The organism is Mesobacillus persicus (genome assembly GCF_900109925.1).
Taxonomy (GTDB): Bacteria; Bacillota; Bacilli; order Bacillales; family Cytobacillaceae; genus Mesobacillus_B; species Mesobacillus_B persicus.
In genome coordinates this window covers 22,554-38,059 of the sequence record NZ_FOBW01000007.1, presented here as the reverse complement: position 1 = coordinate 38,059, position 15,506 = coordinate 22,554, and the positions used below count along the sequence as shown (strand labels likewise).

Annotated in this window: 9 protein-coding genes; all 9 read right to left on the bottom strand. The window is 41.3% G+C overall.

Going from position 1 to position 15,506, the window contains the following annotated elements:
* Positions 1-96 precede the first annotated feature (96 nt).
* Positions 97-2,013, bottom strand: a complete 1,917-nt coding sequence (locus BMX30_RS10990) for a heavy metal translocating P-type ATPase (protein WP_090745073.1) — start codon at positions 2,011-2,013, stop codon at positions 97-99.
* Between the two features lie 422 nt (positions 2,014-2,435).
* On the bottom strand, positions 2,436-3,863 hold the full coding sequence (gene gatB / locus BMX30_RS10985) for an Asp-tRNA(Asn)/Glu-tRNA(Gln) amidotransferase subunit GatB (RefSeq protein WP_090745070.1): 1,428 nt from the start codon (positions 3,861-3,863) through the stop codon (positions 2,436-2,438).
* 13 nt (positions 3,864-3,876) lie between these two features.
* Positions 3,877-5,334 carry an Asp-tRNA(Asn)/Glu-tRNA(Gln) amidotransferase subunit GatA gene (gene gatA / locus BMX30_RS10980; RefSeq protein ID WP_090745067.1) on the bottom strand — a complete coding sequence of 486 codons (1,458 nt, stop codon included), beginning with the start codon at positions 5,332-5,334 and terminating at the stop codon, positions 3,877-3,879.
* Positions 5,335-5,346: 12 nt separating this feature from the next.
* On the bottom strand, positions 5,347-5,637 hold the full coding sequence (gene gatC / locus BMX30_RS10975; protein ID WP_090745064.1) for an Asp-tRNA(Asn)/Glu-tRNA(Gln) amidotransferase subunit GatC: 291 nt from the start codon (positions 5,635-5,637) through the stop codon (positions 5,347-5,349).
* 187 nt (positions 5,638-5,824) lie between these two features.
* A complete protein-coding gene (locus BMX30_RS10970; RefSeq protein WP_090745061.1) occupies positions 5,825-6,277 on the bottom strand; it encodes a YueI family protein in 453 nt (150 codons plus the stop codon).
* Positions 6,278-6,501: 224 nt separating this feature from the next.
* Entirely contained in the window at positions 6,502-7,785 is a 1,284-nt protein-coding gene (gene aceA, locus BMX30_RS10965; RefSeq protein ID WP_090745058.1) for an isocitrate lyase, read from the bottom strand.
* Between the two features lie 306 nt (positions 7,786-8,091).
* Positions 8,092-11,583, bottom strand: a complete 3,492-nt coding sequence (pyc, locus tag BMX30_RS10960; protein WP_090745054.1) for a pyruvate carboxylase — start codon at positions 11,581-11,583, stop codon at positions 8,092-8,094.
* Positions 11,584-12,034: 451 nt separating this feature from the next.
* Positions 12,035-13,219 carry a CamS family sex pheromone protein gene (locus tag BMX30_RS10955; RefSeq protein WP_090745051.1) on the bottom strand — a complete coding sequence of 395 codons (1,185 nt, stop codon included), beginning with the start codon at positions 13,217-13,219 and terminating at the stop codon, positions 12,035-12,037.
* A 70-nt stretch (positions 13,220-13,289) separates the two neighbouring features.
* Positions 13,290-15,296: an NAD-dependent DNA ligase LigA gene (ligA, locus tag BMX30_RS10950; protein ID WP_090745048.1), complete on the bottom strand. Its 2,007-nt coding sequence runs from the start codon at positions 15,294-15,296 to the stop codon at positions 13,290-13,292.
* Positions 15,297-15,506 lie beyond the last annotated feature (210 nt).

Here is a 15,506-nt window from a genome sequence, read left to right as displayed (position 1 = left end):
TGTTAATCAAATGTTTGATTAAAATGCCCTTGATGTATCAACGTTTACAGACCCACGGTCAAACTAAAACGGCAGCAAAGGCTGCCGTTCACTTTTTTACAATCGCAACAATCGTAATCCATTCAAGATGACCAGTATTGTACTTCCCTCATGGCCAATTACCCCTAATGGCAAAGCAAGGGATTGCATGAAGTTAGAAGCAATTAAAATGGTAATTACCACAATTGAGAAAATGATGTTCTGCTTAATGATTCTGTTCATTTTTTTCGATAACTTAACGGCTTCTGCAATTCTTGGTAGATCATTTTTCATTAGCACAACATCAGCCGTTTCTAATGCTACATCCGTGCCCTCACCCATTGCAATTCCGACAGATGCAGTTGCTAAGGCTGGTGCATCATTGATTCCATCCCCGACCATTGCAACGGTGCCGAATTTCTCTTTTAACTTTTTCATTTCATCTACTTTCGTTTCAGGCAGGCATTCAGCAATGTAGGTATCGATTCCACTTTCAGCAGCAATCGCCGTCGCTGTTTTATTGCTGTCACCGGTGAGCATGATGGTGTGTATTCCTTCCCTTTTCAACGCTTGAATCGCCTTTATCGTCTCTTCACGGACAGTATCCTTCAGGGCTAACACCCCTGCGATCCCCTGTTCGTCCCGGGCAAACACTACTGTTTTTCCCTGTTCAGCAAGGCTTAAAGCCACACCATTCTGAAATTCTTCTGCCTCTTTTCGTCCAACAAAGTCCGCTTTCCCTACCTTCCACTCAACACCATTAATAGTAGCTTGAACCCCGTATCCTGCTATGTCTTCCATATTTTCTGGTTTTGTGAGTTCATTTCCTTTTGAATTCGCATAGTTGACAATTGCTGATGCAAGCGGATGATTCGAGAACTTTTCAATTGAAGCTACATGGCTAATCAATACATCTGCAGGCAAGTCTTCTCGAAAAACTACGTCCGTCACTTCAGGCTTTCCTTTTGTTAAGGTCCCTGTTTTATCAAAGGCAATAGCTTTTAAGTTTCCGAGATTCTCAAGATGGACTCCACCCTTAAATAGAATCCCATGACGGGCCCCGTTTGAAATCGCGGATAATGTCGCTGGCATGATCGAAGCCACAAGGGCACAAGGGGAGGCAACAACTAATAAAATCATTGCACGGTAAAAGGTTTCCTGCCAACTCCAACCAAGTGCGAAGTGCGGAAGAAACATCATAAGAACAACCACAATTAAGACCGTTTTTACATATTTCCCTTCGAATTTCTCAATGAATTGTTGAGATGGGGATTTTTCACTTTGAGCAGATTGTACAAGAGTAATGATTTTTTGAAATAAGGTTTCATTGTTTGGCTTTGTGATCTCTAAGGTAATCGTTCCGCGCAGATTCACAGTTCCTGCAAACACCTCATCATTTAAGGTCTTACTAACAGGTATGGATTCACCTGTAATTGCTGCCTCATCGAGATTTGTTTGCCCTTCAATGATTTTTCCATCTGACGGGACACGCTCTCCTGGTTTTACTAGAATTTTATCTCCAACGATCAGTGAGGCTACAGGTACAACCTCTTCTAACCCATTATTCACTCGAAGTGCTTCTTCTGGCTGTAAATTCATTAAAGCAGAAATTTCTTTATGACTTTTGTTCATGGTATAGGTTTCTAGCGCACCACTTAACGCAAAGATAAAAATTAAGATAGCACCTTCTGTCCAATACCCGATGATCGCCGATCCAATTGCTGCTAAAATCATTAGCATCTCAACATTTAATTCTTTATTAGCAATCGTTTCCTCAATGCCTTCCTTCGCTTTAGCAAATCCACCGATTACATATGCTGCTAAGTATATGACAATAGCTGCTGTTGCAAGGTCAGCCTTTGTTAGTAGCCATCCAATTAGGATTAGTAAGCCACTAAATAACGCGGCCCCTAGTTCGAGATGGGGTTTAACTTTTTCAAGCCAATCAGCTTCTACATTTGCTGTTTCGCGTAGGGATTTGGTTTCTGCAAGCATGAAGGTTCCTCCTACTCTTCTGAGTATTATTCTCATTTTAACGAATGTAATTGAGAATGATTATTACCTCAAAATTTTCTTTTTTTATTATATTCATTCGCTACATAATAATGTGAACGAACTGTATTACAAGCTTTGTATATTTATATTAACACATGGGGAAACAATAAACAATAATTATTATAATTTAGTAATCATTACAGATATTGATAATCATTATCGTTTGTTTACCTCCTTATAACATTAGGCTTTATCCATATTTCCTCCTCTAAAATGGTTATTCTTAGACCTAGAGGTATCCGCCTAAACCGATTCTCTTGCACCCCAACATTGTCGAAATTAACCCTTTTTCCCGGGAAATTTATGTCGATATAAATGATGAAATAAAAAAAGTTGGCGAATATCGCCAACTTCTGTGTTTACTATCTTTTATTTAATTCTTCCACTAATAGCTTGTTTACAAGTGGTGGGTTTGCTTGACCTTTCGTCGCTTTCATGATTTGACCGACGAAGAAGCCTTTTGCCTTGTCGTTTCCACCTTTAAAATCTTCTAGCGGCTTTGGATTGGCATCGATGATTTCGTTGATGATTTTCGTAAGTTCGCCTTCATCTGAAATCTGAACAAGACCTTTTTCCTTAACAATCGTTTCTGCATCGCCACCGTTTTCAATCAATTCCTTAAAAACAGTCTTAGCAATCTTAGAAGAAATCGTGCCGTTTGCAATTAACTTGATCATTCCAGCTAACCCTTCAGGTGTTAACGGAACATCATGCAGTTCTTTGCCTTCTGAATTTAAATAGCCCGAAACATCCCCCATTACCCAGTTTGAGGCTTGTTTCGCCTCCGCACCAGCTGCGACGACCGCTTCAAAGAAGTCAGACATTTCCTTGGTGACTGTAAGAACATTGGCGTCATAGGAAGGAAGTCCAAGTTCCTCAATATAGCGTTTTTTACGGGCATCTGGAAGCTCTGGAATCTCTGCGCGAATCCTTGCTTTCCACTCTTCATCAATATAAAGATCTGTTAAATCTGGCTCAGGGAAGTAACGATAATCATCAGAGCCCTCTTTCACGCGCATGAGGAGAGTCGTGCTCGTTGCCTCATCAAAGCGCCGTGTTTCTTGTTCAATCTTTCCACCCGCACGAAGAACTTCTGCTTGACGCTTTTCTTCATATTCTAATCCTTTACGCACAAAGTTGAATGAATTAAGATTCTTCAGTTCGGTCTTAGTCCCAAACTCCTCTTGACCTACTGGGCGAAGGGAGATGTTGGCATCACATCTTAATGAACCTTCTTCCATTTTACAATCCGACACACCTGTATATTGAATGATGGATTTTAATTTTTCAAGGTACGCATACGCTTCTTCAGGGGAACGTATATCTGGCTCAGATACTATCTCTACGAGCGGTGTTCCTTGGCGGTTATAATCCACTAAAGAATAGCCATTTCCATGTGTTAGTTTTCCTGCATCCTCTTCCATATGGATACGGGTAATCCCAATTTTCTTTTTCACACCGTTCACTTCAATTTCAACCCAACCATGCTCCCCAATAGGTTTATCAAACTGTGAAATCTGATATGCCTTTGGATTGTCTGGATAAAAATAATTCTTCCGATCAAATTTTGTTTCGGTTGCAACTTCGCAATTGAGCGCCATACAGGCTTTCATTGCATAATCCACGGCTTTTTTATTGACGACTGGTAAAACGCCAGGGTATCCAAGGTCAATAACCGTCGTATTTGTATTCGGGCTCGCCCCGAAATGGTTTGGACTGCTTGAAAAGATCTTCGAGTCTGTTTTTAATTCAACATGGACTTCAAGTCCAATAACCGTTTCAAATTCCATTGATTCTCACCCCTTACAATTGTGGTTTTTGTTTATGAAAGTCGGTTGCTTGTTCAAAAGCATGGGCAACTTTATAGACTGAACTTTCGTCAAAATGCTTACCAATGATTTGTAGTCCTAGCGGAAGACCATTAGTAAATCCACAAGGCACTGAGATCCCTGGGACACCTGCAAGATTAACTGGAATGGTTAAAATGTCGTTCACATACATGGTCATTGGATCAGCAAGGTTTTCTCCAATTTTAAACGCAGGTGTTGGAGTAGTTGGTCCGATGATGACATCATAATTTTCAAAGATATCCTCAAAATCTTTCTTGATTAAAGTACGGACCTTTTGTGCCTTCTTATAATAAGCATCATAGTAACCCGAGCTTAACGCGAATGTGCCAAGCATGATTCGTCGCTTCACTTCTTCTCCGAAGCCTTCTGCACGGGTCTTCTTATACATATCTAATAAGTTCTGAGCATCTGAGGCTCGGTAGCCGTAGCGTACTCCATCAAAACGGGAGAGATTTGCTGAAGCTTCCGATGAGGACAAAAGATAATAGGTTGCCAAAGCATATTTTGAATGAGGCAATGAGACTTCTTCCCAAGTAGCCCCTAGTTTCTCGAGTACCTTTAATGAATCGAAAACAGACTGTTTAACGGCTTCATCTACACCCTCACCAATATACTCTTTTGGAACCGCAATTCTCATTCCTTTTATATCGCCTGTCAAAGCACTCACATAGTCTGGAACAGTAACATTTGCCGAAGTTGAATCCATTTCATCATGGCCGGCAATGGCTTTTAATAGATAAGCATTATCTTCAACTGTTCTTGTAACCGGGCCAATTTGATCAAGGGATGATGCAAATGCAACCAACCCGAAGCGTGAAACAAGACCGTAAGTTGGCTTCATTCCAACAACTCCACAAAACGATGCTGGCTGTCGAATTGAGCCCCCTGTATCAGACCCTAAGGAGAACAACACTTCACCTGCAGCGACCGAAGCTGCTGAACCCCCGGACGATCCACCAGGAACGGTATCAAGATTCCATGGATTCCGGGTATCTTTGAAACCTGAGTTTTCTGTGGATGACCCCATCGCAAACTCATCCATATTTAATTTGCCGATAGTAACCGTGTCTGCCTGGTGCAGTTTCCCCATAACCGTTGCATCGTAAATAGGATCAAAGTTTTCAAGAATTTTACTTGCGCAAGTCGTCCGTAAGTTTTTCGTGACGATATTGTCTTTAATTCCAATTGGCATACCAAATAACAAACTTTCCAAATTGGCTTGTCCAATTTTCTCATCCAATATTTTTGCCTTCGCACGAGCCTGTTCTTCGTTTAATGTTAAAAACGCCTGGACCTTACCATCAACTTCATCAATCCGGTTAAAGGATGTATCAACAAGATCAGAGACCGTGATTTCTTTTTTATGTAATAGTTCATGCAGGTCTGAAACCTTATGATCAAATAAACTCATGGCTTCTCCTCCTTACTCCATAATTGGTGGAACTTTAATTTGACCATCTTGGTGGTCTGGTGCATTTTTCAACACTTCTTCATTCGGGAGACCAGGTTTCGCTGTATCTTCGCGCATGACATTCTTAATCTCGAGAACATGAGATGTTGGCTCTACATTCTCTGTGTCTAATTCATTTAACTGCTCTGCATAGGTAATAATTTTATCTAGCTGTTGTGTCAATCGATTTGCTTCTTCCTCCGTAACTGCTAGTCGGGCAAGATGAGCAACATGTTTAACCTGTTCTGCTGAAATCCTTGACATAAAAGGCACCTCCTTGAAAATTCGCACAATAAGCAATTATATTGATAATAGCAAACTTTTCCACACTAAAGCAATATAATCAGCTGTATTTACGCCATTTTATCATAATGCTGTTTTCGCGGGAAAAGATCTTACATAATGCTCTACAAAAATGATCCCTGGCCACTTAATAGACCAGGGTAGAAATTCACTTCTTTCCAAACAGCGTCTTTACAAAAGTAACAAACCCTTTTTCAGCTGTTTTTTGTTTTTCAATAACAATTGGTTGTGGCTTTTTAGATAAATTAATGTCCTCTTTGTCGATTGCGTAATCATAAGCGAGGACTAGCCCATATTTCGTATCATATTCTTTATTTGTTACTATTTTATAAGCAACGCCCATTTCTTCTGCAAGACTAATGTATTTAGAGTAGCTAGCATAGTTCATATTTCCATTTAAGTATATATGTGCCTCTTTATTTTCCTGTAGTAGCTGCTTGAATTCTGCCTCAATTTGTTTTCTTCTTACCTCGGCCTTTGTGAGTACCACTACAATCCTCTCCCGAATTGTTCCTAGGAAACGCCGTCTTTCATCTGGCTTCGTTTCCTTCGCCCCGTGGATACCCTGTTGTAGATATTCATCTACGTTTTGCCTACTCATTTCGTCACCCCCGCAAATATCTCCCTATTATTTATGATGGTTATATAAATCTGTGCATTGGGGACGGTTCTTTTGCTTCCTGGAAGGAAGCAAAAGAACCGTCCCCACACTCAAATTTTATCCTATTCATGTAAAAAAAAACCTTCTCAAGATTGAGAAGGTTAAAAAAAGGAGATATATAGGTGAAAAATTAACAACTATTGATGGTAAAGCAGATAAGACTTTTACTTTGAAGTGGAGAATTGTTCTTCTTCAGTTGAGCCTTTAAGGGCTGTGGTTGAAGAAGTTCCTCCAGTAATCGTCATTGCCACTTGGTCGAAGTAACCTGTTCCAACTTCACGTTGGTGTCTTGTTGCAGTATAGCCGTATTGCTCGCTACCAAACTCAGCTTGCTGAAGCTTCGAGTAAGCAGCCATTCCATGATCCTTGTAGCCACGAGCTAATTCGAACATGCTGTGGTTTAAAGCATGGAAACCAGCAAGGGTAACGAATTGGAACTTGTAGCCCATTTTGCCAAGCTCTCTTTGGAACTTTTCGATTGTCTCATCGTCAAGCTTCTTCTTCCAGTTGAAGGAAGGAGAGCAGTTATAAGCAAGAAGCTTTCCTGGGAATTGTTCATGAATTGCTTCCGCAAAACGCTTTGCTTCTTCAAGGCTAGGCTCAGAAGTCTCACACCAGATTAAGTCAGCATATGGAGCATAAGCTAAGCCACGAGCGATTGCCTGGTCAAGACCAGCTCTTGTGCGGAAGAATCCTTCAGGAGTACGCTCCCCTGTGATAAACGGTGCATCAATTGGATCAACATCACTTGTAATCAAATCCGCTGCGTTTGCATCCGTACGTGCAACGACAAGTGTTGGTGTTCCCATAACGTCTGCAGCAAGACGAGCAGAGATTAAGTTACGAACCGCTGTCTGAGTTGGAAGCAATACTTTTCCACCAAGGTGTCCACATTTCTTTTCAGAAGAAAGCTGATCTTCAAAGTGAACGCCTGCTGCTCCTGCCTCAATCATACCTTTCATCAATTCAAATACATTTAATTGACCGCCGAATCCAGCCTCAGCATCGGCAACAATTGGAGCAAACCAATCAATCGAATCGTCACCCTCAGAATGAGTGATTTGGTCTGCACGTTGTAGAGCTTGATTGATTCGCTTTACAACAGATGGCACACTGTTCGCTGGGTATAAACTCTGGTCAGGATACATATTGCCTGAAAGATTGGCATCAGCCGCAACTTGCCATCCACTTAAGTATATTGCTTTCAGACCTGCCTTCACCTGTTGTACAGCCTGGTTTCCAGTCAATGCACCAAGTGCGTTCACGAAGTCTTCTTCGTTCACAAGCTTCCAAAGCTTTTCTGCACCGCGGCGAGCAAGTGTATATTCAATGTCAATGGAACCTCGTAATTTGATTACCTCTTCAGCGGAATAAGGTCTTTCAATCCCTTTCCAACGAGAGTCCATTTCCCAATTTTCCTGTAATTGTTCAGCTCTTGATTTAGTCATCTTTTCATTCCTCCCAACAAAATATGAATCTATAAATTTTGGTTACCAGCAGTACTACTATAGAGGCATACTAAGTTAACTAATGTAATCAGCATGTTCTTGTTGTTATACTACAGGTAAATCTTTAACTATTTGTATTATATAACAGTCAATTTAATTTGCAACCGTTTTAAGCAAATTTTTTGAATATTTCTTCGACAATTGTTTGCATTAGGGAAACAATTAGTACACATACCCTACTTATTCCCTAGTTATCTAGGAAACACAAAAAAGCATGCAAGGATTTTTCCTCGCATGCTTTTTCTTCTATATCGTTACCTTATCTCCAGAAGGAGCAGATTTTGCCTTGGGATCCTGTGTTTGTTTTTCAACTTCAATCAATAAATCTCCCGGAGAGATCGAGTCCCCGTTTTGAACAAAGATGTCTTTCACGACTCCAGAAAATGGAGCTTGAACCGTTGTTTCCATCTTCATCGCTTCGGTAATCATTAGATGTTCACCTTGAGCGACCTTTTCGCCTTTTTCCACCAATACTTTAATAACCGTACCTGGCATTGTTCCAGCAATATGCTGTTCATTTTTAGGGTCTGCTTTGATTTTAGAAGCAACGGATGATTTCACGCTTTCATCCTTGATAATCACCTCACGCTGCTGTCCGTTCAATTCGAAATAAACCACCCGCGTTCCGTCTGCTTGTGCTTGCCCAATTGAAACAAGTTTAACAATTAACGTCTTACCCGTTTCGATTTCAACCTCAATCTCTTCACCTAGTCTCATTCCATATAAGAATGTTAGTGTATCAAGCTTAGATACATCGCCGAATTGTTCGATTGTCTTCGTATAATCGAGGTACACTTTCGGATAGAGAGCATAGGCAATAACATCATGGTCAGTAACTTGACGACCTAGTTCTTGATATAATTGATCGCCGAGTGCTTTAAAGTCAACATCCTCTAGTAATTCCCCAGGACGTACGGTGAGTGGCTGCTTTCCTTTTAAAATCACCTTTTGTAATTCTTGTGGAAAACCACCAGCTGGTTGACCTAAATACCCTTCAAACATCTCAATCACTGAATCTGGGAAATCAATTTTGTCTCCCTTTTCTAATACTTCTTGCTCTGTTAAGTCATTTTGGACCATAAATAAAGCCATATCCCCTACCACTTTTGAAGAAGGCGTTACTTTGACAATATCGCCAAACATTAAATTCACACGCTTATACATTTCTTTTACTTCTTCCCAACGCTCACCTAGACCGACGGCCTTCGCCTGCTGCTGAAGATTACTATATTGACCACCAGGCATTTCATGTTGATAAACCTCTGGATGAGGAGCCATCATTCCACTTTCAAAGTCTGAATAATACTTTCGAATCCCTTCCCAGTATTTTGTTACTTTTTCAAGAGAATCGATATTTATAGAAGGTTCACGTTCGGTTCCTTTTAGAGCATAGTAAAGCGAGTTTGCACTCGGTTGAGATGTTAAGCCGGCCATCGAGCTTGCTGCTACATCAACGATATCTACCCCAGCTTCAATCGCTTTAGAATAGGTATAAATACCATTTCCACTCGTATCATGCGTATGAAGGTGAATCGGGAGATCAACAGTATCTTTCAACTCAGAAATAAGTCGGTATGCAGACTGGGGCTTCAACAAGCCAGCCATGTCTTTAATGCCTAGGATATGGGCACCTTGAGCCTCGAGCTCTTTTGCCATGTCTTTATAATATTGAATGCTGTATTTTGGACGTGTTGGATCATCAATATCTCCTGTGTAGCAGATGGAAGCTTCAGCAATTTTCCCCGTTTGTCTAACTGCGTCAATCGCCGTTTCCATCCCTTTCACCCAGTTTAAGCTGTCGAAGATTCGGAAGACATCGATTCCAGCGTCCGCAGACTGCTTCACAAACTCACGAATTACATTATCTGGATAGTTTTTATATCCTACAGCGTTGGATGCGCGCAGGAGCATTTGGAATAAGACATTTGGAACTTGTTGTCTTAATGTAATCAAGCGTTTCCATGGATCTTCTTTTAAGAAGCGGTAGGATACATCAAAGGTTGCTCCACCCCACATCTCAAGTGAAAATAAATCCGGTAATAACTTTGACGTTGGTTCAGCAATTTGTGTTAAGTCATTCGTCCGCACACGGGTAGCGAGTAATGATTGATGAGCATCTCGGAACGTTGTATCTGTCAGAAGGACTTCTTGACGCGATTTCACCCATTCGGCAAGTCCTCTTGCTCCTTTTTCATCTAAAATTTGTTTCGTCCCAGAAGGAGCCGGTTCGAATGAGTCTACCCTTGGAATATATGGTTGATCGATTAAAGGCTTTTTCTTTTTCTCAATCCCAGGGAAACCATTAATCGTGACGTTTCCAATATAATTAAGCATTTTCGTCCCACGGTCTTTCCGCACAGGGAAGATAAATAATTCCGGGGTTTTATCGATAAAGGACGTATCATAATTACCAGAAATAAACTTCTCATGAACCATTACGTTTTCTAGGAACGGAATATTTGTTTTAATTCCACGGATACGGAATTCTTTCAGGTTCCTAAGCATTTTCGATGCCGCTTGTTCAAAGGTCATCGCATGTGTAGAAACCTTAACAAGTAGGGAGTCATAATAAGGAGTAATGACCGCACCTTGGTAGCCATTTCCTGCATCTAATCGGACTCCGAATCCGCCTCCTGAACGATAGACCGCAATCTTACCGGTATCAGGCATAAAGTCATTCAACGGATCCTCGGTCGTAACCCGTGACTGAATCGCATAACCATGTGTTGAAATATCCTTCTGTTTTGGGATGCCCACTTGGTCACTATGTAGCGAATACCCTTGAGCAATTAAAATTTGTGACTGAACGATATCAATCCCTGTAACCATTTCTGTAATGGTATGTTCTACCTGAACACGTGGATTGACTTCAATGAAGTAAAACTCATCACCTGATACAAGGAATTCCACAGTTCCCGCATTTAAGTAATCAACATTTTTCATTAGTTTTACTGCCGCATCACAGATAGCTAGACGTAAATCTTCAGGTACAGAAACGCTTGGTGCTACCTCTACCACCTTTTGGTGGCGTCGCTGAACCGAACAATCGCGCTCATATAGATGGACAATTCCGCCATCATGATCACCTAAAATCTGAACTTCAATATGTTTTGGCTTCTCCACAAGTTTCTCTACATAAACTTCATCGTTTCCGAATGCCGCTTTTGCTTCTGACTTGGCTCTTGCATAGGCCTCTTTCACTTCTTCATTGCTGTTAACGATACGCATCCCACGTCCGCCACCACCAAGGGAAGCTTTGATAATAATTGGATACCCATGTTCTTTCCCGAACGCGGCAACTTCATCCAAGCTGGAAACGGGACCATCCGTACCAGGAATAACCGGGATATTCGCCTGTATCGCTTGTGTTCTTGCCTTCACTTTATCCCCGAACATATCTAGATGTTTTGATTTAGGACCAATAAAAATAATCCCCTCTTCTTCACATCTTCTTGCAAATTCAATATTTTCTGAGAGGAAACCATAGCCAGGATGGATCGCATCCACCTGTGATTGTTTGGCAATACGGATAATGTCTTCAATATCGAGATACGCATCAATTGGTTTTTTACCTTCTCCAACAAGGTATGCCTCATCCGCCTTATAACGATGATAAGCTCCTAAATCCTCTTTAGAATAAATGGCTACCGTGCGAATATGTAACTCTGTACAAGCACGAAATACTCGAATTGCGATTTCGCCCCTGTTGGCAACTAAAACTTTATTAATCTTTTTCATAAAATGGCCGTCCTTTCATCATGTCATTTTTACTAGAAGGAAATAGTTTTCCGCAATATAGAATAAGAGAGTTAAAATATACTAATTTGATAAAACAACTGTGATTTTTGCCGTCACATAATGCGAATGGGAAAGCATACATGCCTCCTGAAGGGGATACCTCTACATGGTGATTAGTGGGTTTATTAAGGTGAAAAAAATTATATAAATCCTATTATATTTCAAATCGCTCAAGCATTCAATATTTTACTAACTTTCTGATAGATGTCGACAATTATTACTTACTATCATCAGCGGAAAAATCGCTGTCTTCTCACACCGATGAATGGACGATTGGCACCGGTTATAAGTCTGGAGTTGAGATGAACAGAAATAACATGAAATTTTCCCATTAACCAGCTTTATTACGCAAAAAACAAAAAAAAGAGCCCTCATTCCAGGGCTCTTGACTCTAATATTGATAAACATGTACAAATGGTTCATTCTGATTAGGATTACGGACAATAAGGGCTTCTTGGCCATATACGGAGGAAACATTCACTTCCACAGCAACATAGTCAGGGAAATGCTCCATCACAAGTCCCGTGACATACTGAGTAAAACCAATTGCCTCTGACTTTCCATAAAATTGGATTGGAATGCTTATGCTCAGTTGTTGAAGCTGATCATCGAGATAGAAGCCTTTTCCAACAACCCCGTTAAAGTTCGGAAAATACTCTTCTACATCCTGCTTAAAATTCTGGAACCACGTCATATCCTCTCGATGATTCTTTTGGGCAGTGTCTGATGGAAACAGGACATACTTTTCCTTCACATTTTGCCAGCTTCCAATATTGGTGCTAGACTTATCCACTTCTGCAAAGGCAAAGAAATTACCCGGAACGACAGATGACCTGCTTTTTTGTTCAAAGAGAGCAATCGTAATAGGGATGTTTTTTAACTCTTCCATGGTTCTTAAGCGCTTGACAACTTCTTGAGCAATTTTCTTCCCCTCGGCTTCCAATTTATCATGGGGGATACTGGTCTCGTAAGTCGCTCCATAAGCCACTTTTTGATAGTAATGAATAGAATTAAGTGCAAGCCCAATCACCACTCCACCGAGCTTATACGTTCCTTTTTTTCCAGACACTTCCTCTAGATAATTGTGCTCAAGGATATGTGAAAGGTAAATTGGGTTTTCCTCATTTCGCTTATCAAAATCCCCAGTACCAGGGTCTATCGGATTCAAACCAAGATTATCCTCTTCAGTCATATCCAGAGACTTCAATTGCTCTTCAGTATACTTTCGGTTTAACCATGAGCTAACCGTGCTACTATCAAGATACTGTCCTTCTTTAAAAACAAAGTTAGTTGTATCAAAGGTGTTTTGGGCGATTCGCATGAGACCTGTTTCAAATTCGTGAATATCGTAGCGCGTATTCAGGTTATTCACTACTAAACCCCGTGCTTCACCAGGCTCAAATGGCATAAACGTCCGGTAATACTCATCAGATATCTTATATTTAGGAATGATCGCTTTTTCATTTGTTTCATCGTCCTTCTCCTGGACGATTTGATCTTCTTTTTGGAAATTTGGCGCACAAGCCGCCAGGAGTAGGACAACAGAAACAGCGATTATTATAAAATACTTCTTCATGCCGTTTCCACCTCAATTCAATCCAGCCGTTAACAGCTAGCTATAGCCATTATCGATTCTCTCGGGCCGATTATTTTTTCAATTCCTCAAGCAATCTCTCTTCATCCCAGACTTCAATCCCCAAACTTTCGGCTTTCGCAAGCTTTGAACCTGCATCTGCCCCGGCAACGACAAGATCTGTTTTTTTGCTGACGCTCCCCGCAACATTTCCACCAAGCGCCTCAATCTTCTCTTTTGCATCATTGCGGCCCATTTGCTCTAATTTACCTGTTAACACAACCGTTTTCCCAGCAAAGAAAGAATCCGATTCCTCAGCCGCAACCGGCTTTGGACCTTTATATTCCATGTTAAGCCCAGCCGCTTTCAACTCAGAAATCAACTCATGAACCTCGTCACTTTCAAAATAAGTAACGATTGAATCCGCCATTTTACCGCCGATTTCATTGATAGCGATTAAATCATCGAGACTGGCCTCCATCAATTGATCCATTGAACCAAATTGTTGGGATAGCGTTTTTGCCGCTTTTGCTCCAACAAGACGGATGCCGAGCCCAAATAAAAGTTTCTCAAGAGAATTTTCCTTGGAAGCCTCAATTGCAGTTAGCAAGTTGCTGGCGGATTTTTCGCCCATTCGCTCTAGCCCGAGGAGTTGCTCTTTGGTCAGTTTGTACAAATCTGCAACATCTTCAATCAACTTCTCTGCAAACAATTGAGAGATTACCTTTTCACCTAAACCATCAATATTCATAGCCGTGCGCGAAACAAAGTGGATTAACCCTTCTCTGATTTGCGCTGGACATTTTGGGTTGATGCAGCGAAGCGCCACTTCTCCCTCAATCCGAACAAGCTCGCTTTCACATTCAGGACAATGAGTTGGCATCGTAAACTCAACCTCATTTCCAGTACGCCTATCGGCTAACACATTAACGACTTCCGGGATAATATCCCCGGCTTTTTTGACCACGACTTGGTCGCCAATCTTAATATCCTTCTCACGGATCAAATCTTCATTGTGAAGCGATGCACGCTGAACCGTTGTACCTGCGACTTGTACGGGTTCAAGAATCGCTGTTGGGGTAACGACTCCAGTCCGACCGACACTCAATTCAATCTCTTTCAAAGTCGTCACGACTTCTTCAGCAGGGAATTTATAAGCAATCGCCCATCGTGGACTTTTTGCGGTTGTCCCGAGTTGACGCTGTTGATCGAGCGAATCTACCTTAATAACAATTCCATCAATCTCATAAGGAAGATGTGGCCGCTTTTCGACCCAACCACCAACGTAATCAATAACTTCGTCGATATTAGCTACTTTCCGCCGTTCCGGGTTTGTTTTAAAGCCGAGTGTTTCAAGGTAATTTAAACCTTCACTATGGGAAGCAACACCAATTTCGCCTAGATCTGCAATCGAATATAAAAAGATATCAAGATTTCTAGATGCTGCAATCTTCGGGTCTAGTTGGCGTAAAGAACCTGCGGCCGCATTGCGCGGGTTGGCAAACGGCTCCTCCCCCTTCTCTGCTTTCACTTGGTTTAATCCCTCGAACGAACGCTTCGGCATGAACGCCTCACCACGCACCTCTAAGGTGACTGATTCTTTTAATCGAAGAGGAATCGAGCGGATCGTCCGTAAATTAGACGTAATATCCTCGCCTATCGTTCCATCGCCACGAGTCGCTCCGAGCATGAACAATCCGTTTTCATAGCGAAGGGACACTGCCAGACCATCAATTTTTAATTCACAGACATAGGAGACATCTTCGCCAACCGCTTGGCGCACCCGACGGTCAAAGTCTCTGAGATCCTGGTCATCAAAAGCATTGCCAAGACTAAGCATTTGCGATGAGTGCTCTACCTTGTTAAACATATCTAGAATTTCTCCACCGACACGCTGGGTAGGAGAGTCAGATGTTCTCAAGTCTGGATACTGTGCTTCAATGTCTACTAACTCCTGTAAAAGCCGGTCATATTCCGCATCAGGAACGGATGGTTTATCAAGAACATAGTAGTCATACCCATATTGATTAAGAAGTTGATGCAGCTCAGCCACTCTTTTTTCAGCTGTTTGAAAGTCCATAAATTCAGCCCTTTCACTATCGATAAGGCTCTTTTCTCAAACCTTGTTACTTTTGATGCCTAAGTGAAACTTTGTAGCTATGTTTTCACTGGAAAATAGCTTTACTTTTATGAGAAAAGAGCTTTCAAACTTAATTTAAACGTACCAAATAGCTTTTTTTGAGTTAAAATCGGCTTTAGGATTTTAACAATAATCTTGGCGAAACAGCCA

Excerpts from the sequence above, each read along its gene's own strand:
- aceA (WP_090745058.1), bottom strand. The coding sequence starts at position 7,785 with ATGACTAAATCAAGAGCTGAACAATTACAGGAAAATTGGGAAATGGAC.
- pyc (WP_090745054.1), bottom strand. The coding sequence starts at position 11,583 with ATGAAAAAGATTAATAAAGTTTTAGTTGCCAACAGGGGCGAAATCGCA.
- gatB (WP_090745070.1), bottom strand. The coding sequence starts at position 3,863 with ATGGAATTTGAAACGGTTATTGGACTTGAAGTCCATGTTGAATTAAAA.
- BMX30_RS10990 (WP_090745073.1), bottom strand. The coding sequence starts at position 2,013 with ATGCTTGCAGAAACCAAATCCCTACGCGAAACAGCAAATGTAGAAGCT.
- gatC (WP_090745064.1), bottom strand. The coding sequence starts at position 5,637 with ATGTCAAGGATTTCAGCAGAACAGGTTAAACATGTTGCTCATCTTGCC.
- ligA (WP_090745048.1), bottom strand. The coding sequence starts at position 15,296 with ATGGACTTTCAAACAGCTGAAAAAAGAGTGGCTGAGCTGCATCAACTT.
- BMX30_RS10955 (WP_090745051.1), bottom strand. The coding sequence starts at position 13,219 with ATGAAGAAGTATTTTATAATAATCGCTGTTTCTGTTGTCCTACTCCTG.
- gatA (WP_090745067.1), bottom strand. The coding sequence starts at position 5,334 with ATGAGTTTATTTGATCATAAGGTTTCAGACCTGCATGAACTATTACAT.
- BMX30_RS10970 (WP_090745061.1), bottom strand. The coding sequence starts at position 6,277 with ATGAGTAGGCAAAACGTAGATGAATATCTACAACAGGGTATCCACGGG.